The sequence below is a fragment of the Duganella sacchari genome, assembly GCF_900143065.1.
In the GTDB taxonomy this organism is placed as follows: domain Bacteria; phylum Pseudomonadota; class Gammaproteobacteria; order Burkholderiales; family Burkholderiaceae_D; genus Rugamonas; species Rugamonas sacchari.
The window spans coordinates 391,111-414,903 of the sequence record NZ_FRCX01000006.1 but is presented as its reverse complement, the minus strand read 5'-3'; the positions used below and the strand labels follow the sequence as shown (position 1 = coordinate 414,903).

Annotated in this window: 23 protein-coding genes; 9 read left to right on the top strand and 14 right to left on the bottom strand. The window is 64.3% G+C overall.

All coding sequences use genetic code 11. From position 1 onward, the window contains the following. From BUA36_RS15870 to BUA36_RS15860, 3 genes are all read left to right on the top strand, one after another. Positions 1-375, top strand: coding sequence for a type II secretion system protein (locus tag BUA36_RS15870; RefSeq protein ID WP_072786113.1), 375 nt, complete (start codon positions 1-3; stop codon positions 373-375). After that, positions 350-853: a type II secretion system protein gene (locus BUA36_RS15865; protein ID WP_072786112.1), complete on the top strand. Its 504-nt coding sequence runs from the start codon at positions 350-352 to the stop codon at positions 851-853. The genes BUA36_RS15870 and BUA36_RS15865 overlap by 26 nt, the downstream gene beginning before the upstream one ends. Positions 854-941: 88 nt before the next feature. Continuing rightward, positions 942-3,200 (top strand): M4 family metallopeptidase, encoded by a 2,259-nt coding sequence (locus BUA36_RS15860; RefSeq protein WP_072786111.1) that lies wholly within the window; start codon positions 942-944, stop codon positions 3,198-3,200. An 8-nt stretch (positions 3,201-3,208) separates the two neighbouring features. Here the strand turns inward: BUA36_RS15860 and BUA36_RS15855 are convergent, their stop codons facing one another. Then, positions 3,209-4,819, bottom strand: coding sequence for a CehA/McbA family metallohydrolase domain-containing protein (locus BUA36_RS15855; protein ID WP_072786110.1), 1,611 nt, complete (start codon positions 4,817-4,819; stop codon positions 3,209-3,211). Between the two features lie 147 nt (positions 4,820-4,966). On the opposite strand from BUA36_RS15855, the gene BUA36_RS15850 reads away from it, so the two are divergent. Next, a complete protein-coding gene (locus BUA36_RS15850) occupies positions 4,967-6,193 on the top strand; it encodes a M24 family metallopeptidase (protein WP_084560182.1) in 1,227 nt (408 codons plus the stop codon). On the opposite strand, the gene paaZ is transcribed toward BUA36_RS15850, so the two are convergent. From paaZ to paaA, 12 genes are read right to left on the bottom strand one after another with little or no spacing between them, the layout of a single operon-like run. Further along, complete coding sequence (gene paaZ, locus BUA36_RS15845) at positions 6,194-8,239, bottom strand: phenylacetic acid degradation bifunctional protein PaaZ (RefSeq protein WP_072786109.1); 2,046 nt, start codon at positions 8,237-8,239, stop codon at positions 6,194-6,196. 16 nt (positions 8,240-8,255) lie between these two features. Continuing rightward, a complete protein-coding gene (gene paaY / locus BUA36_RS15840; RefSeq protein WP_072786108.1) occupies positions 8,256-8,867 on the bottom strand; it encodes a phenylacetic acid degradation protein PaaY in 612 nt (203 codons plus the stop codon). Positions 8,868-8,869: 2 nt separating this feature from the next. Further along, positions 8,870-10,075, bottom strand: coding sequence for a 3-oxoadipyl-CoA thiolase (gene pcaF / locus BUA36_RS15835; RefSeq protein ID WP_072786107.1), 1,206 nt, complete (start codon positions 10,073-10,075; stop codon positions 8,870-8,872). Between the two features lie 9 nt (positions 10,076-10,084). After that, on the bottom strand, positions 10,085-11,395 hold the full coding sequence (gene paaK, locus BUA36_RS15830) for a phenylacetate--CoA ligase PaaK (RefSeq protein ID WP_072786106.1): 1,311 nt from the start codon (positions 11,393-11,395) through the stop codon (positions 10,085-10,087). Positions 11,396-11,408: 13 nt separating this feature from the next. Next, positions 11,409-11,927, bottom strand: coding sequence for a hydroxyphenylacetyl-CoA thioesterase PaaI (gene paaI, locus BUA36_RS15825; protein WP_084560181.1), 519 nt, complete (start codon positions 11,925-11,927; stop codon positions 11,409-11,411). Next, complete coding sequence (gene paaH, locus BUA36_RS15820) at positions 11,920-13,497, bottom strand: 3-hydroxyacyl-CoA dehydrogenase PaaH (protein ID WP_072786105.1); 1,578 nt, start codon at positions 13,495-13,497, stop codon at positions 11,920-11,922. Before paaH ends, paaI begins: the two co-directional genes overlap by 8 nt. A 1-nt stretch (position 13,498) precedes the next feature. Next, on the bottom strand, positions 13,499-14,308 hold the full coding sequence (paaG, locus tag BUA36_RS15815; RefSeq protein ID WP_072786104.1) for a 2-(1,2-epoxy-1,2-dihydrophenyl)acetyl-CoA isomerase PaaG: 810 nt from the start codon (positions 14,306-14,308) through the stop codon (positions 13,499-13,501). Between the two features lie 10 nt (positions 14,309-14,318). After that, positions 14,319-15,398, bottom strand: a complete 1,080-nt coding sequence (gene paaE, locus BUA36_RS15810) for a 1,2-phenylacetyl-CoA epoxidase subunit PaaE (protein WP_072786103.1) — start codon at positions 15,396-15,398, stop codon at positions 14,319-14,321. Between the two features lie 4 nt (positions 15,399-15,402). Further along, positions 15,403-15,960: a 1,2-phenylacetyl-CoA epoxidase subunit PaaD gene (gene paaD, locus BUA36_RS15805; RefSeq protein WP_072786102.1), complete on the bottom strand. Its 558-nt coding sequence runs from the start codon at positions 15,958-15,960 to the stop codon at positions 15,403-15,405. Between the two features lie 14 nt (positions 15,961-15,974). Continuing rightward, positions 15,975-16,727: a 1,2-phenylacetyl-CoA epoxidase subunit PaaC gene (paaC, locus tag BUA36_RS15800; protein WP_072786101.1), complete on the bottom strand. Its 753-nt coding sequence runs from the start codon at positions 16,725-16,727 to the stop codon at positions 15,975-15,977. Between the two features lie 8 nt (positions 16,728-16,735). Then, positions 16,736-17,020: a 1,2-phenylacetyl-CoA epoxidase subunit PaaB gene (gene paaB, locus BUA36_RS15795; RefSeq protein WP_072786100.1), complete on the bottom strand. Its 285-nt coding sequence runs from the start codon at positions 17,018-17,020 to the stop codon at positions 16,736-16,738. Between the two features lie 11 nt (positions 17,021-17,031). Then, entirely contained in the window at positions 17,032-18,021 is a 990-nt protein-coding gene (paaA, locus tag BUA36_RS15790) for a 1,2-phenylacetyl-CoA epoxidase subunit PaaA (protein ID WP_072786099.1), read from the bottom strand. A 158-nt stretch (positions 18,022-18,179) separates the two neighbouring features. On the opposite strand from paaA, the gene paaX reads away from it, so the two are divergent. Continuing rightward, positions 18,180-19,109 carry a phenylacetic acid degradation operon negative regulatory protein PaaX gene (gene paaX, locus BUA36_RS15785; RefSeq protein ID WP_072786098.1) on the top strand — a complete coding sequence of 310 codons (930 nt, stop codon included), beginning with the start codon at positions 18,180-18,182 and terminating at the stop codon, positions 19,107-19,109. 119 nt (positions 19,110-19,228) lie between these two features. Continuing rightward, a complete protein-coding gene (locus BUA36_RS15780) occupies positions 19,229-20,359 on the top strand; it encodes a M14 family metallopeptidase (protein WP_072786097.1) in 1,131 nt (376 codons plus the stop codon). A gap of 48 nt (positions 20,360-20,407) precedes the next feature. Here BUA36_RS15780 and pmbA read toward each other — a convergent pair whose 3' ends face one another. Continuing rightward, complete coding sequence (gene pmbA, locus BUA36_RS15775; protein WP_072786096.1) at positions 20,408-21,760, bottom strand: metalloprotease PmbA; 1,353 nt, start codon at positions 21,758-21,760, stop codon at positions 20,408-20,410. A gap of 95 nt (positions 21,761-21,855) precedes the next feature. Here pmbA and yjgA point away from each other — a divergent pair, with 95 nt between their 5' ends. From yjgA to BUA36_RS15760, 3 genes are read left to right on the top strand one after another with little or no spacing between them, the layout of a single operon-like run. After that, positions 21,856-22,458, top strand: a complete 603-nt coding sequence (gene yjgA / locus BUA36_RS15770) for a ribosome biogenesis factor YjgA (protein ID WP_072786095.1) — start codon at positions 21,856-21,858, stop codon at positions 22,456-22,458. Beyond that, the gene (gene mog / locus BUA36_RS15765; RefSeq protein WP_072786094.1) at positions 22,448-23,074 is read left to right on the top strand and encodes a molybdopterin adenylyltransferase; all 627 of its coding nucleotides are present in this window, start codon (positions 22,448-22,450) and stop codon (positions 23,072-23,074) included. The genes yjgA and mog overlap by 11 nt, the downstream gene beginning before the upstream one ends. Further along, positions 23,071-23,733 (top strand): alpha/beta hydrolase, encoded by a 663-nt coding sequence (locus tag BUA36_RS15760; protein WP_072786093.1) that lies wholly within the window; start codon positions 23,071-23,073, stop codon positions 23,731-23,733. Before mog ends, BUA36_RS15760 begins: the two co-directional genes overlap by 4 nt. Positions 23,734-23,793: the final 60 nt, after the last annotated feature.

Here is a 23,793-nt window from a genome sequence, read left to right as displayed (position 1 = left end):
ATGAAACGCATCCACGGCTTTACGCTGGTCGAACTGCTGGTGGTCCTGGCCATCATCTCGCTGCTGCTGACCATCGCCGTGCCGCGCTATTTCAGCTCGGTCGAGCGCTCCAAGGAAGTGGCGCTGCGCGAAAACCTGCAGGTGCTACGCAGCGGCATCGACAAATATTATGCTGACAAAGGCGAGTACCCGGCCGCACTGGCCGACCTGGTGACACTGCACTACTTCCGCCAGGTGCCGCTGGACCCCGTCACCGAATCCGCCGCCACCTGGCAGCTGCTGCCTTCGCCCGACGCCGACAAACCCGGCATCGCCGATGTCCGCAGCGGCGCCAAAGGAAAAACCCGCGATGGCACGTCCTTCGACCAGTTCTGAGCAGCGCGGCTTTGCCTACCTGTGGACGCTCATGCTGATCGCGTTCATGGGCGTGGGGCTGACCATCGCCGCCGACCTTTACGCCACCGCCACGCGGCGCGACAAGGAGCGTGAGCTGATCTTCATTGGCCACGAATTCCGCGTCGCGCTGGAGCGCTACTACACCGCACCGGGCCAGCCCAACGAGTATCCGCTGACGCTGGAAGAGCTGCTCAAGGACCCGCGCTTCCCCGGCGCACGCCGCTACCTGCGGCGGCTGTACAACGACCCCGTCACCGGAAAGCCGGACTGGGTGCTGGTCCGGCAGCAGGGGCGCATCGTCGGCCTTCGTTCGCTGTCCACCCAACGCCCCATCAAGCAGGGCAATTTCGACGACGACGATGTCGGCCTGGCCAACAAGACGCGCTACGCCGACTGGGTGTTCACCTATCCCTACGACCTGTTCACACCGGTGCCCGGCGAGGGTGTCAAACACTGAAATCGGCGCGCTTGTTGACGCAGCACAGAACCCCTCCCGGTGCCACGGCATAGCGTGAATCTTCCGTCAACCAACCTGGGAGGAAGTCATGAAACTACGCTCACCCCTGCTGGCGCTGTGCCTGGCCGGCATTCCGCTGCATGCCGCTCAACTGATGTCCGCGCCGGTGACCGTCGCCACGCCGCAGGAAAGCGCGGGGCTGGTGGCCAGGCTCACCGCCCTGGACGCGCACCAGGGCCTGACCAACGACTACAGCTTCCGCATCAGCAGCCAGCATCCCGGCATCACCGGCCAGAAGATCACGCGCGCCCAGCACACCTACAAAGGCTTGCGCGTGTTCGGCTCCGAATCGGTGGTGGTGACCAATGCGGCTGGCGATATCGTCAGCGTCGCCTCCTCCGACCGCCGTCCGGGCATCGCCCCGTCCGCAACCACGCCGGGCGCCGCGCCGTTGGCCGCACCGCCCACACCCGCCGACCTGACCCCGACGCTGACCGCCGATGACGCCATCCGCGCCGCCGTGCAGGACATCGCCGCCGGCGCCACGCACCGCTGGCCGCCCAGCGCCGAGCTGCTGATTTATCCCGTGATGAAAACCATACGCGCCAGCTCCGCCGGCGACAAGCCCGACGACCAGCTCAACGCGCTCGACGTCAGCGAAGTGGTGGACCGCTACGCGCTGGCCTACATGGTGCGGCTGCGCATGGCGCTGGACGGCAAGCTGGTTTACTACGACGTGGTGGTCGATGCGCGCGACGGCGCCATCATCGCCAAGTGGCCGACGCTGCAGACCGTGACCGGCACCGGCAACAGCCAGTACAACGGCCAGGTGCCGATCAACACCACCCAGACCGCCGGCGGCTTCCAGATGCTGGACGCCGCGCGCGGCACGGGCGGCAAATATGGCGGCATGGCCATCACCAACGCCGACCACAGTTCGCCCAACAATCCCAACCCCGGCAGCATCTACACCAACAACAGCAATACCTGGGGCGACGGCAAGCAGTACAGCGGCGGCAGCACCACCAGCGCCAACGGCCAGACTGCCGCCGTCAATGCGCTGTGGGGCTTGATGAACACCTACGACACCAACAAGAATGTGCTGGGCTGGCAATCACTGGACGGCAACAACACCGCCACCTACATCGCCGCCCACGTCGGCACAGCGTACGACAACGCGTTTTATGACGACAGCTGCAAATGCATGTACATCGGCGACGGCAACAGCTTTTACAGCCTGGGGGCGATCGACGTCATCGGCCACGAAATGTCGCACGGCGTTACGGCGGCAACCGCGAACCTGATCTACACCGGCGAATCCGGCGGACTCAATGAATCCAACTCCGACATTGGCGGTGAAATGGTGGAAGCCTATGCGCGCAACGGCGACACGGGCAGCAGCGTACCGGCTGCCGGCAATGACTGGATGATGGGCAAAGAGATCAGCAAGAGCGGCCAGCCACTGCGCTGGCTGTATAAACCCAGCAAGGACGGCCGCAGCCCGGACGCGTGGAGCAGCGCACTGAAAAATCTGGACGTGCACTACGCCAGCGGACCGAATAACCGGATGTTCTATTTTCTCTCGCAAGGTTCCAAAGCCGACACCACCGGCGACTACTACAGCCCCTATCTGACCCGCACACCGGCCGCCATGAGCGGCATCGGTAACGACAAGGCTTATCGCATCTGGTTCAAGGCGCTGACCACCAAATTCACCTCTTCCACCAATTATGCCGATGCGCGCAACAAAGTGCTGCAAGCGGCACAGGAGCTGTATGGCGGCACCTCGAAAGAAGCCATCGCCGTGCAGCGCGCCTACGCCGCCATCAACGTCGGCGCCGATATCGACGAGGGTGGCGGCGGTGGGGATAGCGGCGAGGCGGTGGAGCGCATCACCAACGGCGGCTTTGAAAACGGCAGCACTGGCTGGCGCGGCACCATCCGCGTGATCGGCGCGCACAGCGGCCAGGCGCCGTACGAAGGCACGCGCTACGCCTGGCTGGGCGGGAACGGCCGGCGCAGCAGCGAGACGCTGACGCAACGCGTGCAGATCCCGGCCGCCGCAACCAGCGCACAACTGAGCTTCGCGCTGCACATCGACACCAGCGAAACCGGCAGCGCCATCCACGACACCATGGTGGTTTCGCTGCGCGCGGCCAGTGGCAGCACCATACTCGCCACACTGGCCACCTACACCAACCTGACGCCCGCCGAAGGCTACCAGATCCGCAGCTTCGACCTGCTGCCATTCAAAGGACAGCAGCTAACACTGTCATTCGCCATGCGTGAAGACCGCGCGCGGCAGACCTCCTTTGTGCTCGACAAAGTCAGCCTGCTAACCAAATAATCAAATAATCAACGCAGCGTGACAAACACCGGGTTCGAATAGAACCACAGGCTGCGGTAGTTACGATCATTGATGTCGTTGAAGCGCTGCGTATTGTCGGTGGTGCCGGTGCGCTGATCGGCCAGCGGCTCACCGCCTTGCGTCAGGCCGGCGACATCGGTTCCCAGATTGGTGCCGCGCAGGCGGAAGTATTGATTCTTGCTGGCCGTGGTTTCGTAGGTGACGCTGTAGTAACCATCCGCATCCACCTTCCAGTCCGCGCTGCTGAAACGCTTGACGACCCTGGTGCTGGCATTGGTGGCGACGCTGTAGGCTGCCGTGCCAGGCGTCGCCTTTGCACCCACATCGCCCACGATCAGATCCACGTGATCGACCACCGGCTTGACGTTGACAGGCGTGCCGCTGTCCACCGGCTTTTCGTAATTGTTCCGGGCCGGCGTCTTGAAGCGGATGGTGATGGTCACCTTGTCGCCGCTGGCGACTTTCAGTTCGCCGCCCATCTCCTTGCGGTCGTCCTCGCTGGCCAGGTTGAAGTCCAGCGCGTTAATCAGATCACCATACACCGAGAACATTTTCCCCGAACGCAGGCCTGCCAGCAGGTCTTTTGCAACCGGCTGGCCAGTGGCACTATTGAACACATAGTTCTTGGCATATTCGCCAGGGAAGTAGCCACTGCTATTGCCGCCGACGATCTTGAAGTGCGTGTCCGAATCCGTCAGATTCCAGATGCGGCGGCCTTCGCCCAGCAGCGCGTCCCATGGGCCGCCCAGTTTGGCCACGATATAGTCTACGCCGCCGTAGACGCGCAGCAGCGCGTTGTCATCGGTGTAGGCAGCTGTGTAGCCGCCACGGTCCGGTTCCATCTGATTGCCGACCATGCCTTCAATCGCGAACATGATGTTGGGCGCCGCATCGTTAAATGCGCGGAAGTCGGCGATGCTGTAGCTGCCCTTGTTGCGCGACGGGTGATTGATGACGGCGTAGCTGGTGTTCGGATAATTCTGCTTCAGCCAGTTGATCGCCTGCAGCGCATCGTCGGCCGTCTTGTTGTAGCGCGTCTCGCCGTATTTCGCCTTCCAGGCGGCGACATCGGCGGCATCGAACATCGCAGCATCACGGGTAGTGAACAGATACTCGAACTCCTTCATGCCCTTGGTGCTAGAGCTCAGTTTGTCCGTACCTTCAAACAGGCCAATGCCGATATGGTCATGTGTCGGCATATCCCACTCGAAGCCGGAGAAGATCAGTTTGTCGGCATAGGTACCGGCAGCTTGCAGTGCCTGCACGCGCGGAATTTCGTAGCGCTCCGCCCCCACCGACATCGGAATCGACGCCGCCAGCGCTATGCCTTTTTCGTCACGCGTCGATACGCGCAAATGGTTGGAAACCGCCATCCAGTCCAGGCCATAGCTGCTAAAGGCCTTGGCGAGGATCTTCTCCAGCGTCTGGCTGACATCCGCGTCTGCCGACTGTGTGGTGTGGGTATGCAGATCGCCTGCGATCCAGCGCCCTGCAGGAAGCGGCGGCGCAACGCTGGCAGGCTCTGAATCACCGCCGCAGGCAGCGACGGTCAGCATGATGGCGATGGCGGAAGGGATCATGAATTTATTGTGCAGCATTGAGCTATCCTGAAGTGTAAACAATGGTGCGCGCACCTTATCAATCGCGTGTTACGGGCGCATGACCATGGTCCACGGAAGCGCAAAACTGATATGATCGAAAGCTCACGCAGAGCGATCCTCGCGCATCACAACAGGGATATAAAAATGACTATTGGCGGAAAGACCATGGAAGAGGCGTTGGCCTCCTTGTCGGACATGACTGCGGGCGCAGTCCCTATCGGCAAAGACGAACATCTGCAGCGCATCGCGCGCGCGCAAGCCTATATGCAGGCGCAAGGCATCGCAGCAATCTACATCAACGCTGGCGCCAACCTGACCTACTTCACCGGCACCAAGTGGCATGCGAGCGAACGCACGGTGGGCGCCATCCTGCCTGCGCAAGGCGCCGTGGAATACATCGCGCCGGCGTTTGAAGAAAGCACGCTGAAGGACTTCATGCTGGTGGATGGTGCGGTCAATTGCTGGCATGAGCACGAGAGCCCTTACGCATTGTTTATCGCTGTGCTCAAACGCATGGGCTTCGCGCCGAATGCTGCACAGCCGCCGCGCGTTGGCATCTGCGAGAGCGCCGCCTTCTTCATCTACGACGGCATCCGTCCGCTGGCCGAAGGCTATGCGCTGGAGAATGCAAGTCCCGTCACGGCGCACTGCCGCACCCGCAAGTCCGCCGCCGAAATCGCACTGATGCAGCGCGCCAAGGACATGACGCTGGCCGTGCACGTCGCCACCGCCAGCATTCTGCATGAAGGCATCACCACCAAGGAAGTGGAGGCATTCATTGACCGCGCACACCGCAAAGTCGGCGCCGCAGGTGGTTCGTATTTCGTGATCGTGCTGTTCGGCGAAGCAACCGCCTATCCGCACGGCGTCAGCTACGTGCAGACCTTGAAGCAAGGCGATACGGTACTCATCGACACCGGCTGCAAGCTGCACAACTACATTTCCGACATCACGCGCACCTACGTGTATGGTCCGATCAGCGAGCGTCAGCGTTCGGTGTGGAATAGCGAGAAGAAAGCGCAGGCGGCGGCATTCGCGGCAGCGCAGCTGGGCGTACCATGCGAAGAAGTCGATCGGGCCGCGCGCCGCTCACTGGAAGCCGACGGCTTCGGTCCCGGCTACAAGCTGCCAGGCCTGCCGCACCGCACCGGCCACGGCATCGGTCTCGATATCCACGAGTGGCCCTACCTGGTGGGCGGCGACAAGACTCCGCTGGACATCGGCATGTGCTTCTCCAACGAACCGATGATCTGCATTCCCGGCGAATTCGGCGTCCGCCACGAGGACCATTTCTACATGACAGAAAGCGGCCCGAAATGGTTCACCGAACCCGCCCACAGCATCGACGATCCGTTTGGCTTGAAGCGCTGATCAGGCGCGCTTCATCACCAGGGTCAGGATGTCGTAGCTGGCCACCAGCTCATCGCGCTGGTTGGTGACCTGCACGTCCCAGGCGACGACGCCCTGGCCTACGCCTTTGTCGTCGGTGCGGTTGCGGTCAACCTTGCGTTTGCAGGTCAGGCGCGCGCGGATGGTGTCGCCGATGGCGACTGGCGTGATGAAGCGCAGGTTATCCAGGCCGTAGTTGGCCAGCACCGGTCCTGGCGCCGGGGACACGAACAGCCCCGCTGCGGCAGACAGCACAAAGTAGCCGTGCGCGATGCGCTGGCCGAACTGCGTATCTTTGGCAGCGATTTCGTCAAAGTGCATGTAGAAATAGTCGCCCGACACGCCGCCGAAGTTGACGATGTCCGCTTCGCTCACGGTACGCCGATGCGTCAGCAGGGAGTCGCCGATATTCAGGTCTTCGAAATAGCGGCGGAATGGATGGACTTCACTTTCCTGCACCTTGGCGCCGCGTACATATTCGCCAGTCACTGCCGCCAGCATGGTCGGCGAGCCTTGCACCGCAGCGCGTTGCAGGAAATGGCGCACAGCACGGATGCCGCCCAGCTCTTCGCCACCGCCAGCGCGCCCCGGGCCGCCGTGCTTCAGTTGCGGCAGTGGCGAGCCGTGGCCGGTGGAGTCAACCGACGCTTCCTTGTCCAGTATCAGCACGCGGCCATGCGAGGCCGCCGCCATCGGCACAGCGTAAGCGGCAATGGCCGGGTCCCTGGTCACCAGCGTCGACACCAGCGAACCCTTGCCGCGCGCGGCCAGGGCCAGCGCTTCGTCGATGCCGTTATAGCTGACGATGGTGCTGACCGGACCAAACGCCTCGACGTCATGCACCGCGTCGTTGCGGTGGCCGTCGCGGCACAGCAGCAGCGTAGGCGCAAAAAAGGCTCCTTCCGCCACACCTTCGCCCACAGGCTGGAAGCCATCGCGGGCGCTGAACAGCACTTCGTTGCCGCGCGCGAGCAGTTCGACGCGTTCGGCAACGTCGCGCAGCTGGTCGCGCGAAGCCAATGCGCCCATGCGTACACCTTCCACCGACGGATCGCCGACGCTGACTTTGGCCAGCCGCTCGCGCAGGCGCGTGCCGACCGCATCCACCAGATTCTCCGGCACGATGATGCGGCGGATGGCGGTGCACTTCTGCCCTGCCTTGCCGGTCATCTCGCGCGCGACTTCCTTGACGAACAGGTCGAATTCGGCGTCATCCGGCGTCACATCCGGCGCCAGGATGGCGCAGTTGAGCGAGTCTGCTTCGGCGGTGAACGGCACTGCATTGGTGATCAGGTTGCGGTTGGTGCGCAGCTTGGCGGCGGTGTCGGCGGAGCCGGTGAAGGTCACCACATCGCTGCCGCCCAGGCGGTCCAGCAGATCACCGGTACTGCCGATCACCAGTTGCAGCGCGCCTTCCGGCAGCAGGCCGGACTCGTTCATGAGACGCACCAGCGCCTCGGTCAGATAGCTGGTGGCGGTAGCCGGCTTGCCGATGCACGGCATGGCGGCCAGGAAGCTTGGTGCAAATTTCTCCAGCAATCCCCAGATCGGGAAGTTGAAGGCGTTGATGTGCACCGCCAGACCGCCGCGCGGCACCAGGATGTGGGTGCCGGAGAAACCGCCGTTCTTCCCCAGCGCCATGGCAGGGCCTTCGTGCAGCACATTGGACGACGGCAGCTCGCGGCTGCCCATGCTGGCGTAGGCAAACAACGTGCCGGTGCCGCCCTCGATGTCCACCCAGCTGTCGGCGCGCGTGGCGCCAGTCTGGTGCGAGATGGCGTACAGCTCTTCCTTGCGGCTCATCAGATACAGCGCGAGCGCCTTCAGGCGCTGGGCGCGCTGCTGGAAGTTCATCTGCATCAGCGCGGGAATGCCGGTCTTGCGCGCGTAGGTGACGGCTTCGTCGAAGTCGATGCGGTCGGCATGCGTGTGATAAATCACCGCATTGGTCAGGGCGCTGTGCAGCGGCGTGGCGGATTCACTGCCAATCCAGCGGCCAGCGATGAAACTTTGCAGGGTTGATGCCATGGGGAGTCTCCGTTGATTAAGCTGAGGCGTTCTTGTGCAGGTGCAGCGGCAGCGCGCTGTCCCAATGGATGCGTTTGCGGTCCGGCTCGGGCGCGGTCAACGCCTCGGTTTCGCGCATGGTCTGCATGGAGCGGACGGCCAATTCCTGGTACTGCGCGGTGCCGCCGGTCTTCCACTGGATTTCATCGTCGCGCAGTTCGCGCGCGACCTTGGCGGGCGAACCAACCGCCAGGCTACGTGGCGGGATCTCCATGCCGGCGCGCACGAAGCTCATCGCGGCGACGATGCTGTCTGCGCCGACCACCGCGTTGTCCATGATGACGCTATTCATGCCGACCAGCGCATTGCGGCCGATGCGGCAGCCATGCAGCACGGCGCCATGGCCGATATGGCCATCCTGTTCGACCACCGTGTCGCAACCGGGGAAGCCGTGCATGACGCAGGTGTCCTGCAGATTGGCGCCCTCCTCCAGGATCAGCCGGCCGAAATCGCCGCGCAGCGCCGCCAGCGGGCCGATATAGCAGCGCGGACCGACGATGACGTCGCCGATCAATACTGCGCTGGGATGAACATAGGCGGTCGGGTGGACCACCGGAGTAACGCCATTGATTTCGTAGACCTTGACCATGGCTATACCCGTTCGATAACGACGGCGATGCCCTGGCCCACACCGATGCACATGGTGCACAGCGCATAGCGGCCACCGGTGCGTTCCAGCTGGTGCAGCGCTGCCAGTACCAGGCGCGCACCGGAGGCGCCCAGCGGATGGCCGATGGCGATGGCGCCGCCATTCGGATTGACGTGCGGCGCGTCGTCGGCCAGCCCAAGGTCGCGCGTGACGGCCAGGCCCTGTGCGGCAAACGCTTCGTTGAGTTCAATCACATCCATGTCGGCGATGGAAAGGCCCAGCTGCGCCAGCACCTTCTTCGACGCCGGCGACGGGCCGAAGCCCATGATGCGCGGCGCCAGGCCGGCCGTGGCCATGCCCAGCACGCGCGCGCGCTTGCGCAGGCCGTACTGCTCGGCCGCTGCGGCGGAGGCCAGCAGGATCGCGCAGGCGCCGTCGTTGACGCCGGATGCGTTGCCCGCAGTGACGCTGCCATCGGGACGCACCACGCCTTTGAGCTTGGCCAGCATCTCCAGCGTGGTCTCCGGACGTGGATGTTCGTCGGTATCGACGATCTTCGGGTCCCCTTTGCGCTGCTGCAGCGTCACCGGCACGATCTCGTCGCGAAACACACCAGCTGCGTGGGCGGCGGCCCAGCGCTGCTGGCTGCGCAGTGCAAACGCATCCTGGTCGGCGCGGCTGATGCCGAATTCCTGCGCGACGTTTTCCGCCGTTTCCGGCATGGAGTCGGTGCCATGCGCCGCCTTCATGAGCGGATTGACGAAGCGCCAGCCGATGGTGGTGTCCTCGATTTTGGCAGCGCGCGAGAACGCGCTGTCGGCCTTGCCCATGACGAACGGCGCGCGCGACATGCTCTCCACGCCGCCCGCAATCACCAGCTGCGCCTCACCGGATTTGATGGCGCGCGCCGCCATGCCCACCGCGTCCAGCGACGAGCCGCACAGACGATTGATAGTGCTGGCAGGGACATCCACCGGCAACCCGGCCAGCAGCGCCGCCATGCGTGCGACGTTGCGGTTATCTTCGCCAGCCTGGTTGGCGCAGCCGTAGTAGACATCGTCCACGCGCGTCCAGTCGACGCCGGGGTTACGGGCGATCAGTGCGGCAATCGGCAGCGCCGCCAGGTCGTCCGTGCGTACGCTGGACAGGGCGCCGCCATAACGGCCGAACGGCGTGCGGATGGCGTCACAGATGTAAGCTTGATTCACATTGTCTCCTTAGTTTTTCGGGCGCTGGTCGATCACGCGGCGGGCCTTGCCGGTCAGCGTGCGTTCGATGCCATTGGGTGGCAGCAGTTTGACGGTGGTGCTGACGCCCACATTGGTCTTGATGCGCTGCTGCAGCTCGCGCGCCAGCGCTTCCACGTCGCCGGCGGCCGTCTCGGGACGCAGTTCTGCCAGTACGTCCAGTTTGTCGAGATGGCCTTCGCGGCTGATGACAAGCTGATACTGCGGCGCCAGTTTCGGCATCTTGCAGATCAATTCCTCGATCTGGGTCGGGAACACGTTGACGCCACGGATAATCAGCATGTCGTCCGAACGGCCGGTGATCTTGCCGATGCGGCGCATGCTGCGCGAGGTGGGCGGCAGCAGGCGCGTGAGGTCGCGCGTGCGGTAGCGAATGATGGGCAGCGCCTCTTTGCTCAGCGAGGTGAATACCAGCTCGCCCTCTTCACCATCCGGCAGCACCTCGCCCGTTTCAGGATCGATGATCTCCGGGTAGAAGTGATCTTCCCAGATCACCGGGCCGTCCTTGCTTTCGATGCACTCGCTGGCGACGCCCGGCCCCATCACTTCCGACAGGCCGTAGATGTCAACGGCATCGATGCCGGCGCGCTGCTGGATCTCGGCGCGCATGGCGTCAGTCCAGGGCTCGGCGCCGAAGATGCCGACCTTGAGCGAGCTGGCGACAGGGTCCAGGCCCTGGCGCTGGAATTCCTCGATGATGTTCAGCATATAGGACGGTGTGACCATGATGATCGATGGCTTGAAGTCCTGGATCAGCTGCACCTGTTTTTCGGTCTGGCCGCCGGACATGGGCACGACAGTGCAGCCAAGGCGTTCGGCGCCGTAGTGCGCGCCAAGGCCGCCCGTGAACAGACCGTAGCCGTAGGAGATGTGCACCATGTCGCCGCGACGCCCGCCCGCAGCGCGGATCGAGCGGGCCACAACGTGCGCCCAGGTGTCGATATCGTTCTGAGTGTAGCCAACCACGGTCGGCTTGCCGGTGGTGCCACTCGACGCATGCACGCGCACCACGCGGTCCTGCGGTACGGCGAACAGGCCGAAGGGATAGTTGTCACGCAGGTCTTTTTTACCGGTGAACGGGAACTTGGCCAGGTCAGCCAGCGTGCGCAAATCATCCGGATGCACGCCTGCCTGGTCGAACGCGGCGCGGTAGTGCGGCACGTTCTCATAGGCGTGCTTCAGCGTCCACTGCATGCGTTGCAGTTGCAGCGCTTGCAGTTCGTCGCGACTGGCGCGCTCGATCGGCTCCAGATCGGCGGGATCGGGTGTGCGTTGGACCATCGGTGTCTCCTCTTTATGCGGGTATCACGGTGCCCTGGATGCGGTGCGATTTGCCGCGGAACAGGGCGATCGTGACGCCATCCTGGTTGCTGACTTTGACGTCGTACACGCCGGTCTTGCCGCTCAGCGTTTGCTCGACGGCGATCGCAGTCAGCACGTCACCTTCGCGGCCGGGGGCGATGTAGTCGATGGTGCAGCCGGCGCCCACGGTGACCAGGTTATGGCTGTTGCAGGCGAATGCGAACGCACTGTCGGCCAGCGCGAAGATGAAGCCGCCGTGGCAGGTCTGGTGGCCGTTCAGCATGTCGACGCGCACCGGCATGGACAGGCGCGCATGGCCGGGACCAATGGCGTCGATGCGCATGCCCAGGCCTTGCGAGGCGGGATCGCGTGCATACATGGCCGCGCCAACCGCCTCCGCCAAAGCCTGCGCCTGCGCGCGTTCAGCGGCATTGCCAGCGACCGGCCGGCCGGCGGCATGCGCTGGTGCGGACGCTGACGCAACGGCTGGCGTGTCGAGCGGCTTATTCATGAAAGCGCCCTCCACTGGCCTGCTTGCGGCGCAACAGCGGCGACACGCGGTAACGGTCCTCGCCGTAGCTGGCGCCGAGGTTGGCCAGCACGCGCACGATGTGCTCAATGCCGACCGCGTCGGCCCATGCGAGCGGACCGCGCGGATAGTTGACGCCTTTCTGCATGGCGGTATCGGCAGCGGCGGCATTGCAGACGCCCTGGTTGACAGCGTCAGCGGCTTCGTTGGCCAGCATGGCAACGGTACGCATCACCGCCATGCCGGGCACGTCGTCGAGCCGTGTAACGGTGAAGCCGGCTGCCTGCAGCAGACCGACCACTGCCTGGCAGGCCGCAGGCGAGCACTGGTCGGCGCAGGCAATGGCGATGCGCCTGGCGCTGCCGTAGTCCAGCGCCAGGTCGAACAGCACCGTGTCAGGATGGTGGTTGTCGCGCGCGCGCTGGGTGGCGCTGCGGCCGTCGGTCAGGTAGACGGCGGCGCCGTTGCAATGGAAGGCTGGCGCGTCGTCATGCGGGCCAGTGGGACGGATGGTTTCTGGCGTCTTGCGCTGCACGATCTCGATGTTGGCTGCACGCAGGCGCGACGCCAGTGCGTCGATCACCGCGCCGCCCACCGCATGGGCGGCGCCCTGCTCCATGGTGTAGCTGACGTATTCCGGTTTGCGCTGCGCTGCTTCCTGCTGCGCTTGCGGCGCGGCGGCGCCGTCGCCGTACTGATAAAAGCCGCGCCCCGCCTTGCGGCCGAGGAAACCGGCATTCACCATTTCCTGCTGCAGCACCGATGGCGTGAAGCGCGGGTCCTGGAAGTAGGCGTTGAATACCGATTGCGTGACGGAGAAGTTGACGTCATGGCCGATCAGGTCCATGAGCTCGAAAGGTCCCATGCGGAAGCCGCCCGCTTCACGCAGCACGGCGTCAATGGTGGCGGCATCGGCGGCCTGCTCGTTCAGCAGGCGCCAGCCTTCGGCGTAGAACGGCCGCGCCACGCGGTTGACGATGAAGCCCGGCGTTGACTTGGCATGCACCGGGTTCTTGCCCCAGGCGGCAGCGGTGTCATACACGGTCTGGGCGACGGTGGCGTCGGTAGCCAGGCCGCTGACCACTTCACACAACGCCATCAACGGCACGGGATTGAAGAAGTGCATGCCGGCCAGCCGGCCCGGCACGCGCAGGCCGGCCGCGATGGCGGTGACAGAGATCGACGAGGTGTTGGTCGCCAGGATGCAGTCGTCCGCCACGATGCCTTCCAGCTGCGCGAACAGCGCGCGTTTGGCGTCGAGGTTTTCCACAATCGCTTCAACCACCAGGCCGGCGTCGGTCACATCGGCCAGCGCCGGTGTGGCGTGCAGGCGCGCGATGGCAGCGGCGCAATCGACGGCGTCCATGCGCTGCTTGGCGACCAGCTTGTTCAGCGCGGCGGCGATGTCGGCGATGGCTTTGGCCACGGCTTCCGTGCGGCTGTCGTACAGGCGCACGGTGTAGCCGGCAACGGCAGCCACTTGCGCGATGCCCGCGCCCATGGCGCCGCTGCCGATGACGGCGACGCTGCGGTCAGTGTGCAGGGCCGCCATCTCAGCGTCCCCTGAATTGTGGCGCACGCTTTTCCATGAAGGCGCTGACCCCTTCGCGGTAGTCGTCGCTGCGACCCAGTTCGCTCATCATTTCGCACTCCAGCGCCAGCTGCTGCTGCAGGCTGTTGTGCGGACTGGCGTGCAAGGCCTGCTTGGTGAAGGCCAGGCCCTTGGTCGGCGCGCTGGCAAAGTGGCGTGCCATCGCTTGCACTTCGGCGGCGAAGTCCGCGTCAGGAATGGCTTTCCAGATCAGGCCCCAGGCTTCGGCCTTTTCGGCCGTGAGTTTTCCACCCAGCATGGCCAGGCCCATGGCGCGCGCGCTGCCGGCCAGGCGTGGCAGGAAATAGGTGCCGCCGGTGTCGGGGACCAGGCCCAGTTTGCAGAACACTTCGACAAACGAAGCGGATTGGGTGGCCAGCACAATATCGCAGGCCAGCGCGATATTGGCGCCAGCGCCAGCGGCCACGCCGTTGACGGCGCAGATCACGGGCAGCGGCAGTGCGCGCAGCGATTGCACCAGCGGCGCGTAGTTTTTCTCGACCGAGTCGCCCAGATCGACGGCGCGGGCGCCCGGCTCCACCGCGCGGTCGGACAGGTCCTGGCCGGCGCAGAAACCGCGCCCGGCGCCGGTCAGCACCAGCACGCGTACTTCGTCGCTGTTGCCGCTGCTGGCCGCGCTGGCGACGCGCTTGATGGCATGGCGCACTTCGTCATGCATGGCTTGCGTGAAGCTGTTCAGCTTATCCGGACGGTTCAGCGTCAGCGTGGCGACGCCGCCGCTGATGTCGAACAGGATGTTCTGGTAATCCATGGTGTCTCCGTTATTCTGCCTGGTCGAAGTCGATGACGACTTTGGCGGTGGTGGGGAAGCTCTGGCAGCTCAATACATAGCCGCGCGCGATTTCGTAGTCTTCAAGGGCATAGTTGACGTCCATATCGACCTGGCCTTCGATGACCTTGCAGCGGCACGTGGAGCACACGCCGCCCTTGCACGAGTAGCGCATGTCGAGGCCCGCGCGCAGGCCGGCGTCGAGCAGCGATTCCTTGTCCTGCTCCATGCTGAAGCTGGTGGCGTTGCCGTCCATGATGACCGTGACTTCGGTCTGCTGATGGACGGCAGTGCTGGCGGCGGCGCGCGGCTGGCGCTGGTGTTTGGGGATGCTGGCGGCGAACAGTTCAACCTTGATGTTCTGCTTCGGCATGCCGGCTTCCTGCAAGGCGGCGGAGACGCCGAGCATCATGTCTTCCGGGCCACAGATGAAGGCGGTGTCGATGTCTTCCACGCGCGCCCAGTACTTGAGGAATTGCGCGGCCTTGTCTTTGGTGATGCGGCCGTTGAACAGTTCGATGTCCTGCTGCTCGCGGCTCATGACGTAGGCCAGTTTCAGGCGCTCCAGGTAGATGTCCTTGAGGTCGGACAGTTCGTCCTTGAAGATCACCGAGGACGATGCGCGGTTGCCGTAGAAAAGCGTGAAGCGGCTGTTGGGTTCTGTCGCCAGCGTGGTCTTGATAATGGACAGGATGGGCGTGATGCCGCTGCCGGCGGCAAACGCCAGGTAGTGCCTGGCGCTGGCGGCGTCCAGCGGCACGTTGAAGTGGCCCATGGGCGGCATCACGTCCAGTGTCTGGCCAACTTGCAAGGTGTCGTTGGCCCAGCAGGAGAACAGGCCGCCCTGCGTACGCTTGATGGCGACGCGCAGCGCGCCATCCTGCACGGCGGAGCAGATCGAGTAGGACCGGCGCACGTCCTCGTCACCGATCTGCGCGCGCAGCGTCAGGTGCTGGCCTTGCTGGAATCGGAAGCTGTCCTGCAGTTCGGCGGGCACGTTGAAGGTGACGGCGATGGTGTCGCGCGTTTCATTGCGCACGTGGGCGATGGTCAGCGGGTGGAATTTGCTCATGATCTCAGTGGCACTTGAAGTAATCGAATGGCTCGCGGCAGGCCAGGCATTTGTACAGCGCTTTGCAGGGCGTGGAGCCGAACTGGCTGGTGATCTCGGTGTGCGCGGATCCGCAGTGCGGACAGGCGATGCGTGGTGTGGAAGAGGCAGCGCGGCGTGAGACGGCAGCACGGGCGCCGCCACGCAGGCCGCTGATGTCGATAACCTGCTGCGCGGGCGGTGCGATGCCATAGCCTTGCAGCGCCAGCTTGCCCGCTTCGCTCATCCAGTCGGTGGTCCAGGCGGGCGACAGCTGGTTGTGCAGCCGTACTTCGGCCACGCCATGCGCGTGCAGCGCCTCGGTGATGGCGTCGGCAATCACCTGCATGGCCGGGCAGCCCGAATACGTGGGTGTGATGGTGATGTCGTATGCGCCGTCGCCGGCTATCTGTACGTCGCGCACGATGCCCAAGTCGACAATCGAGATGACGGGGATTTCGGGATCGGGGACTTCGCCCAGCCAGGCCCATATTTGCTCTGCATGGATCCCCGCTTGCGCGGGGACGACGGTGGCGGTGGTCATGGCGGCCTCGCTGCTTACCAGGTGGCGCCGGGGTAGGCGCGCTGCAGGAACTGCATCTCGGCCAGGATGTAGCCCAGGTGCTCGCTGTGGCGGCCTTGCTTGCCACCCTTCTGCATCCAGGCATCGGCCGACGGCATGGCCAGCGTGGCTTCGGCCAGGATCTCGGCCACGTGCGCCAGCCAGTGTGCACGCAGTTCGTCGGCGACGGGCGCCACGCCGGCGGCCACCATGGCCTCATCCACGGCGTCATAGGCGAACACTTCGCCGCTGTACATCCACAACTCGTTGACGGCGTTTTGCGTGCGCGCGTGGCTCAGTTCCGTGCCGTCGCCGAGGCGCACCATCAGGTCGCCGCTGCGGCGCAGGTGGTAGGTAACTTCTTTCAGCGATTTCTCGGCGATGGCGGCAATGCGCGCGTCGCTGCTGCGCGTCAGGCCTTCGATCACGAAGTAGTGCCAGGTGTCGAAGTAGAACTGGCGCACCAGCGTGTCAGCGTAATTGCCGTTAGGCTGTTCGAGCAGCAGGCAGTTCTTGAAATCGTGGGCGTCGCGCAGATAGGCCAGCGTGTCTTCGTCGCGGCCCGCGCCTTCCAGTTCGGCCGCGTATTCGTACCACATGCGGGTCTGGCCCAGCAGGTCCAAAGCGACGTTGGTCAGCGCCATATCTTCTTCCAGCGCCGGGCCTTTGCCGCACCACTGCGACAGCTGCTGGCTCAGGATCAGCGCATTGTCGCCCAGGCGCAGCAGGTAGTTGACCTTATCGTCCATACCCGGCCTCACAGGTTTTTGACTTCTTCCGGCATTGGGAAGAAGGTTGGATGGCGATACACCTTGCTGTTGGACGGTTCGAACAGCGCGCCCTTGTCGCCAGGACTGCTGGCAACGATGTCGGCCGCGCGCACCACCCAGATGCTGACGCCTTCATTGCGGCGCGTGTAAACGTCGCGCGCGTTATTGACTGCCATCTCGGCGTCCGGCGCGTGCAGGCTGCCGACATGCTTGTGCGCCAGCCCGTGCTGGCTGCGGATGAAGATTTCCCACAATGGCCATTCTTTGCTCATGCTTGCTCTCCTTAGGCCGCAGCGGCGCGCGCGGCTTGTTTGTCGGCGTGGGCGACCAGCGCGTCGCGGAACCACTCGCCATCGTCCCAGGCTTGCACGCGGGTGCGCAGGCGCTCGCGGTTGCACGGCCCATTGCCTTTGAGGACGTTATGGAATTCGGCCCAGTCGATGGCGCCGAAGTCGTAGTGGCCACGTTCGGCATTCCACTTCAGGTCAGGATCGGGCACGGTCAGGCCCAGGTATTCGGCCTGCGGCACGGTCTGGTCGACCATGCGCTGGCGCAGTTCGTCGTTGGAGAACAGCTTGATGCGCCACGCGGCCGATTGCGCGCTGTTGACCGACTCGGCGTCCGACGGGCCAAACATCATCAGCGACGGCCACCACCAGCGGTTCAGCGCGTCCTGCGCCATGGCTTTCTGTTCGGGCGTGCCGCGGCATAGCGACAGCATGATGTCGTAGCCCTGGCGCGCGTGGAACGACTCTTCCTTGCACACGCGGATCATGGCGCGCGCATACGGGCCATACGAGCAGCGGCACAGCGGGATCTGGTTGATGATGGCCGAGCCGTCCACCAGCCAGCCGATCGCGCCCATGTCGGCCCAGCTCAGGGTCGGGTAGTTGAAGATGCTGGAGTATTTGGCTTTGCCGCTGTGCAGCGCGGCCAGCAGTTCATCGCGCGATACGCCCAGCGTTTCGGCGGCGCTGTACAGGTAGAGGCCGTGGCCGGCTTCGTCTTGGATCTTGGCCAGCAGGATGGATTTGCGCTTGAGCGTGGGCGCGCGCGTGACCCAGTTCCCTTCCGGCAGCTGGCCGACGATTTCCGAGTGGGCGTGCTGCGAGATCTGGCGTATCAGGGTTTTGCGGTAGGCTTCGGGCATCCAGTCCTTGGCCTCGATTTTGATGCCCTCGTCAATACGGGCCTGGAACGCGCGCTCTTCGGCGCTCATGTCGTCGGCCGTGCGGACCTGTTTCAAGCCGGTCTCTACCAGTTGTGCGTACATGGCTGTCTCCTCCTTCCTCACATATTACGATACATATTTTCGTTTGACTACGATTATTTTGACTCATATTAAAATGGTGCATTATGTTAATTTTTTGCTGCGGCCAGCGTGCGGCAAAAGTAAACTATTGATTCCATGTACAGATTAGTAAGCTGCCTATGAATTGCAACGACTGGATTGCCGGATTTCTGGCCAGTGACCCGCCGCGCTCGAAATCGCTGGTGGTCACCATCTTTGGCGATGCCATCGTGCCCCATGGCGGCATGGTGTGGCTGGGCAGTCTGATCGAGCTGCTGGCGCCGTTTGGCGTCAACGACCGCCTGCTGCGCACCTCGGTGTTCCGGCTGGCGCAGGAAGGCTGGCTGGGCGCACAGCGCGATGGCCGCCGCGCCTCGTATGCGATCACGCCCGATGCGATGGCGCGCTTTGTGCACGCCTACCGCCGCATCTACGCGCCGCCCAATGTGCACTGGGACGGCAGCTGGACCCTGGTGCTCAACGGCGACGGCGCGCTCAACGCGGCCGAGCGCGCCAGCGTGCGCAAGGAACTGCTGTGGGAAGGCTATAGCGTGATTGCGCCCGGCATCATGGGCCATCCGGCAGCCGACGGTCCGGCGCTCGACGAGCTGCTCAAGCGGCTGGGCGTGGCCGGACGGCTGTTTGTGGTGCAGGGCAAGTCGATGCGCCAGGTAGCGGCACGCCCGCTCAGCGACCTGGTGGCGGCGGGCTGGGATGTGGCAGGCGTGGCGGCCGGCTACAACCGCTTCATCGCCCAGTTCGAGCCGCTGCTGGCGGCGCTGCGCGCGGGCGCTGCCGATAGTGCGGCATTGGCGCCGGAAGCGGCGTTTGTGGTACGCACCCTGCTGATCCACGCCTACCGCCGCGTCCAGCTGCATGACCCGCAACTGCCGGTCGAGCTGCTGCCGACACCGTGGCCGGGCGCGCTCGCCTACGAACTGGCGCGGCAAATCTACCTGCTGGTCTACGCCGCCGCCGAACAGCACATCGACGCCGCCCTACACCGCGAAGACGCCGCCGCCCCCGCCGCCGAAGCAGCCTTCTTCGACCGTTTTGGCGGGCTGGCTTGAGGCCAGCCGGGGGCGTGGCAGCGCAGCAAACCGGCGCACTGGTGCATGAGCCTGTATCATGTCGGCTCCGCGCCATAAGCGCGTCCAACTATTTTCATAGAATTCACCAGGATTCCGCCATGCCTATCAAAATCAGCCAGCAGTTCGATGCCGGCGCTATCGAAGTGGTCCGCGCCGCTGATCCGGCCGCCATCGACCTGAACATCCGCAAGGACTCCCACGCCGATATCATTCAGTGGTTCTACTACCGCGTCCAGGGCGCGCAAGGCACGCCGCTGACCATGAATTTCCTGAATGCCGGCAGCGCCGCCTACCCGGATGGCTGGAAGGATTACCAGGCCGTCGCCAGCTACGACCGCGACAGCTGGTTCCGCGTGCCGACCACCTACGATGGCAAGACCATGACCATCAACCACACGCCCGAGTACGACAGCGTCTACTACGCTTACTTCGAGCCGTATTCGTGGGAACGCCATCTGGCGCTGCTGGACAACGCCCAGCTGTCGCCGCTGGTCAAGCTGGTTGACCTGGGCAACACGGTCGATGGCCGCGACCTCAACATGCTGGTGATCGGCGATCCGGAAGCGGAGCAGAAGGTGTGGGTCATCGCCCGTCAGCATCCGGGTGAAACCATGGCAGAGTGGTTTGTCGAAGGCTTCGTCGAAGCGCTGCTGGACCCGGCCAATCCGTTTGGCCGCCAGTGCCTGAAGGAAGCCGTGTTCTACGTGGTGCCGAACATGAATCCGGACGGCTCGGTGCGCGGCAACCTGCGCACCAATGCGGCCGGCGCCAACCTCAACCGTGAATGGCTGAACCCGACCATGGAACGCAGCCCGGAAGTCTTCCTGGTCAAGCAGAAGATGCACGAAGTCGGCGTCGACCTGTGCCTGGACATCCACGGCGACGAAGGCTTGCCGTACGTGTTCGTGGCAGGCAGCGAATCGCTGCCGGACTTCACGCCGGACCAGATCGAAGCGCAGCAGTATTTCATCGATAATTTCCTGATCGCCAGCCCGGACTTCCAGGACGAATTCGGCTACGGCGAAACGCCGTATACGGCAGAGACGCTGACCATGGGGTCGCCGCATATCAGCCACGCGTTCGGCTGCCTGTCGCTGACGCTGGAAATGCCGTTCAAGGACAACGCCAACGATCCAGCCCCGGACACCGGCTGGAACGGCGCCCGCAGCGCCGAGCTGGGCAAGGCGATCCTGCAGCCCGTGCTGCAATCGCTGCTGGCGCAGCAGTAACGGCCGGACATTGCGGCGCCAGATTGGGTGGCGCCGCAGCCGTACGGCTTAAGACCCCGCCACCACCATATTTTCAATCAGGATCGAGCCGGTCTGCTTGGTGCCGCGCACCAGCACATCGTTACCGACCGCCACGATCTGCGCCAGCATATCCTTCATATTGCCGGCAATCGTGATCTCCTCGACCGGATACTGGATCACGCCATTCTCCACCCAGTAGCCGGCCGCGCCGCGCGAATAATCGCCGGTGACGTAGTTGGTGCCCTGCCCCATGAGTTCCGTGACCAGCAGGCCCGTGCCCATCTTGCGCAGCATGCCGGCAAAATCATCGGCCGGCTGCGTCAGCGACGAGGTCAGCGACAGATTGTGCGAACCGCCCGCATTGCCGGTAGTCTTCATGCCCAGCTTGCGGGCCGAATAGGTCGACAGGAAATAACCCTGCACCACGCCATCCTTGACCACATCGCGCTGCACCGTCCGCACGCCCTCTTCGTCAAACGGCGCCGAGCCGACGCCGCCGATCACATGCGGATCTTCATAAATCTGCACGTGCGCCGGCAGCACCTGCTTGCCCAGCGAGTCGAGCAGGAACGACGACTTGCGGTACAGCGCGCCGCCCGACGTGGCCTGCACAAACGCGCCCAACAGCCCGGCCGCCAGCGGCGCCTCGAACAGCACCGGGCAGTTGCGCGTATCGATGCTGCGCGCATTCAGGCGTGCCAGCGCGCGCTCTGCCGCATAGCGGCCGATCTGTTCCGGCGACGACATCTTGGCCGCATCGCGCACCGACGAATACCAGTCATCGCGCTGCATTTTGGCGCCCTTGCCCGCAATCGGCGCCACCGACAGCGTGTGGCGCGAAAACGGATAGCCGCCGATAAAGCCGCGCGAGTTGGCCGCCACAAAGTGCGACTGCTGCACGTGCACGCCCGCGCCTTCCGAATTGGTCACGCGCGGATCGACCGCAAACGCGGCCGCTTCGGCGCGCTGCGCCAGCGCCACCGCCTCGGCGGTCGCGATCTCCCATGGATAGAACAGCTGCAGGTCGCGCGGCGCCATTTCCATCTGGTCGGCGTCGGCCAGACCGGCGCAATCGTCATCGGCGGTAAAGCGCGCGATGTTGTAGGCCGCCTCCACCGTTGCCTTCAGCGCGGCAGGCGAAAAATCCGAGGTCGAGGCATTGCCACGGCGCTGGCCGATGAACACCGTCACCCCCATGCCCTTGTCTTTATTTTGCTCGATGGTCTCGATCTGGCTCTTGCGCACCGACACCGACAGGCCGCTGCCCTCACTGATTTCGACGGCACAATCGGTGCCGCCCTGGGCTTTCGCATAGCCCAGCACATCGCGTGCGAGCTGCTTTAACTGGTCCTGGGTATGGGTAAAATAGGTATCGCTCATGGGCTGTTTTCTTCGGGTGACCGCTAAAACAGTTATCATAGCAGTCGTTTACAGTTTAGAGGGTGCAGCCATGCGCCCTAGCGAAAGTTAATAATATGGTAAATCCTAACCGCGGCGCCGTCGGCTTCAGCTCTTCCGAGTTCGAAGAAGAGTACGAGCGCCCTTCCAAATCCGAGGCCAAGCGCCAGTCCAACGCCCTGCAAAAGATGGGCGAAACCCTGGTCGAAGCCCCGCGCGACCGCGTCAAGCGCGTGCCCATGCCGGAAGACGTGCTGGAGGCCATCCTGATGTGCCAGACCATCACCAACCATGAAGGCCGTCGCCGCCAGCTGCAGTTTGTTGGCAAAAAGATGCGTACCCTGGACGAAGAGGAAGTCGCGCTGATCCAGAAAGCCATCGACAGCTGGAAGGGCGCGTCCAAGTCGGAAACCGCCGCCATGCACGCGCTGGAGCGCCGCCGCGAGAAATTGCTGGCCGACGACAACGCGCTGACCACGCTGCTGGCGGAAAATCCGCAGCTCGAGGTTCAGCACCTGCGCACGCTGATCCGCAACGCGCGCAAGGAACAGGCCGAGAACAAGCCGCCCAAAGCCTACCGCGAAATCTTCCAGATCCTGAAACAGCTGGAAGCCGACAAGCGCAAGGCCGCCGGCATCGCCGACGACGAAGACGCCGGCACCGACGCCGATGACGAGTAACACCGTCGCCGCCGAGCCGACGCTGCTGATCGGGCTGGTGTCGGTCTCCGACCGCGCCAGCGGCGGCGTCTACGCCGACCAGGGCATCCCGGCGCTGCAAGCCTGGCTGGCGTCCGCGCTGACCACGCCGTTCCGCGTCGAAACCCGCCTCATCGCCGACGAGCGCGCACAGATCGAAGCCACCCTGACCGAGCTGGCCGACAGCGCGCGCTGCCACCTGATCCTGACCACCGGCGGCACCGGCCCGGCGCGGCGCGACGTCACGCCGGAAGCCACGCTGGCCGTGGGCACCAAGGAAATGCCCGGCTTCGGCGAACAGATGCGCCAGATCAGCCTGCACTTCGTGCCGACCGCCATCCTGTCGCGCCAGACCGCCGTGATCCGCGAAAGCGCCGGCCACGCCGCGCTGATCCTGAACCTGCCCGGCCAGCCCAAAGCCATCGCTGAAACGCTGGGCGGCCTCAAGGACGCCGACGGCAAGCCGCTGGTGGGCGGCATCTTTGCCGCCATCCCCTATTGCATCGACCTCATCGGCGGTCCCTATATGGAAACCGATGCGGCCGTGTGCCCAGCCTTCCGTCCCAAATCCGCCATCCGCCCACAAGGAGCCGCATGAGCCTGCTGCAAACCATCGAAAAAGAAACCGGCGCCAACCCGGCCGTCTCCATCATCTGGATGCACGGCCTGGGCGCCGACGCCAACGACTTCGTGCCCATGCTGCACGAGCTTGACTTCACCGGCCTGCCGGCGATCCGCTTCATCTTCCCGAATGCGGACACCATGCCCGTCACCGTCAACGGCGGCTACGTCATGCGCGCCTGGTACGACATCGTCGCCACCGACCTCGGCCGGCAGGAAGACGAAGGCGGCCTGCGCGCCTCGCAAGCCAAAATCGAAGCCCTGATCGCGCGGGAAAACGCGCGTGGCATCCCCAACGAGCGCATCATCCTGGCCGGCTTCTCGCAAGGCTGCGCGATGACGCTGCAAACCGGCCTGCGCCAGACCGCGCCGCTGGCCGGCATGCTGTGCCTGTCCGGCTACGTGCCGATCGCCACCCAGGCCGCCACCGAACACACGCCGGCCAGCAAAGCCACGCCGATCTTCCTGGTGCACGGCCGCATGGACCCGGTCATCCCGATCGCGCGCGCCACCGCCTCGCGCGACCTGCTGGTGCAGTGGGGCTACAACGTCGAGTGGCACGAATACGCGATGCAACACTCGCTGTGCCAGGAAGAAGTCCAGCACATCAGCGCCTGGCTCAAAAAAGTCCTGTAAAACTCCGGGGTCAGGTCCGTCATTTCTACACGAGCTCATGTAGAAATGACGGACCTGACC

What these genes read in the sequence shown, in the direction of transcription:
- BUA36_RS15870 (WP_072786113.1), top strand. Translation starts at nt 1, where the DNA reads ATGAAACGCATCCACGGCTTTACGCTGGTCGAACTGCTGGTGGTCCTG.
- BUA36_RS15865 (WP_072786112.1), top strand. Translation starts at nt 350, where the DNA reads ATGGCACGTCCTTCGACCAGTTCTGAGCAGCGCGGCTTTGCCTACCTG.
- BUA36_RS15860 (WP_072786111.1), top strand. Translation starts at nt 942, where the DNA reads ATGAAACTACGCTCACCCCTGCTGGCGCTGTGCCTGGCCGGCATTCCG.
- BUA36_RS15855 (WP_072786110.1), bottom strand. Translation starts at nt 4,819, where the DNA reads ATGCTGCACAATAAATTCATGATCCCTTCCGCCATCGCCATCATGCTG.
- BUA36_RS15850 (WP_084560182.1), top strand. Translation starts at nt 4,967, where the DNA reads ATGACTATTGGCGGAAAGACCATGGAAGAGGCGTTGGCCTCCTTGTCG.
- paaZ (WP_072786109.1), bottom strand. Translation starts at nt 8,239, where the DNA reads ATGGCATCAACCCTGCAAAGTTTCATCGCTGGCCGCTGGATTGGCAGT.
- paaY (WP_072786108.1), bottom strand. Translation starts at nt 8,867, where the DNA reads ATGGTCAAGGTCTACGAAATCAATGGCGTTACTCCGGTGGTCCACCCG.
- paaK (WP_072786106.1), bottom strand. Translation starts at nt 11,395, where the DNA reads ATGGTCCAACGCACACCCGATCCCGCCGATCTGGAGCCGATCGAGCGC.
- paaI (WP_084560181.1), bottom strand. Translation starts at nt 11,927, where the DNA reads ATGAATAAGCCGCTCGACACGCCAGCCGTTGCGTCAGCGTCCGCACCA.
- paaH (WP_072786105.1), bottom strand. Translation starts at nt 13,497, where the DNA reads ATGGCGGCCCTGCACACTGACCGCAGCGTCGCCGTCATCGGCAGCGGC.
- paaG (WP_072786104.1), bottom strand. Translation starts at nt 14,308, where the DNA reads ATGGATTACCAGAACATCCTGTTCGACATCAGCGGCGGCGTCGCCACG.
- paaE (WP_072786103.1), bottom strand. Translation starts at nt 15,398, where the DNA reads ATGAGCAAATTCCACCCGCTGACCATCGCCCACGTGCGCAATGAAACG.
- paaD (WP_072786102.1), bottom strand. Translation starts at nt 15,960, where the DNA reads ATGACCACCGCCACCGTCGTCCCCGCGCAAGCGGGGATCCATGCAGAG.
- paaC (WP_072786101.1), bottom strand. Translation starts at nt 16,727, where the DNA reads ATGGACGATAAGGTCAACTACCTGCTGCGCCTGGGCGACAATGCGCTG.
- paaB (WP_072786100.1), bottom strand. Translation starts at nt 17,020, where the DNA reads ATGAGCAAAGAATGGCCATTGTGGGAAATCTTCATCCGCAGCCAGCAC.
- paaA (WP_072786099.1), bottom strand. Translation starts at nt 18,021, where the DNA reads ATGTACGCACAACTGGTAGAGACCGGCTTGAAACAGGTCCGCACGGCC.
- paaX (WP_072786098.1), top strand. Translation starts at nt 18,180, where the DNA reads ATGAATTGCAACGACTGGATTGCCGGATTTCTGGCCAGTGACCCGCCG.
- BUA36_RS15780 (WP_072786097.1), top strand. Translation starts at nt 19,229, where the DNA reads ATGCCTATCAAAATCAGCCAGCAGTTCGATGCCGGCGCTATCGAAGTG.
- pmbA (WP_072786096.1), bottom strand. Translation starts at nt 21,760, where the DNA reads ATGAGCGATACCTATTTTACCCATACCCAGGACCAGTTAAAGCAGCTC.
- yjgA (WP_072786095.1), top strand. Translation starts at nt 21,856, where the DNA reads ATGGTAAATCCTAACCGCGGCGCCGTCGGCTTCAGCTCTTCCGAGTTC.
- mog (WP_072786094.1), top strand. Translation starts at nt 22,448, where the DNA reads ATGACGAGTAACACCGTCGCCGCCGAGCCGACGCTGCTGATCGGGCTG.
- BUA36_RS15760 (WP_072786093.1), top strand. Translation starts at nt 23,071, where the DNA reads ATGAGCCTGCTGCAAACCATCGAAAAAGAAACCGGCGCCAACCCGGCC.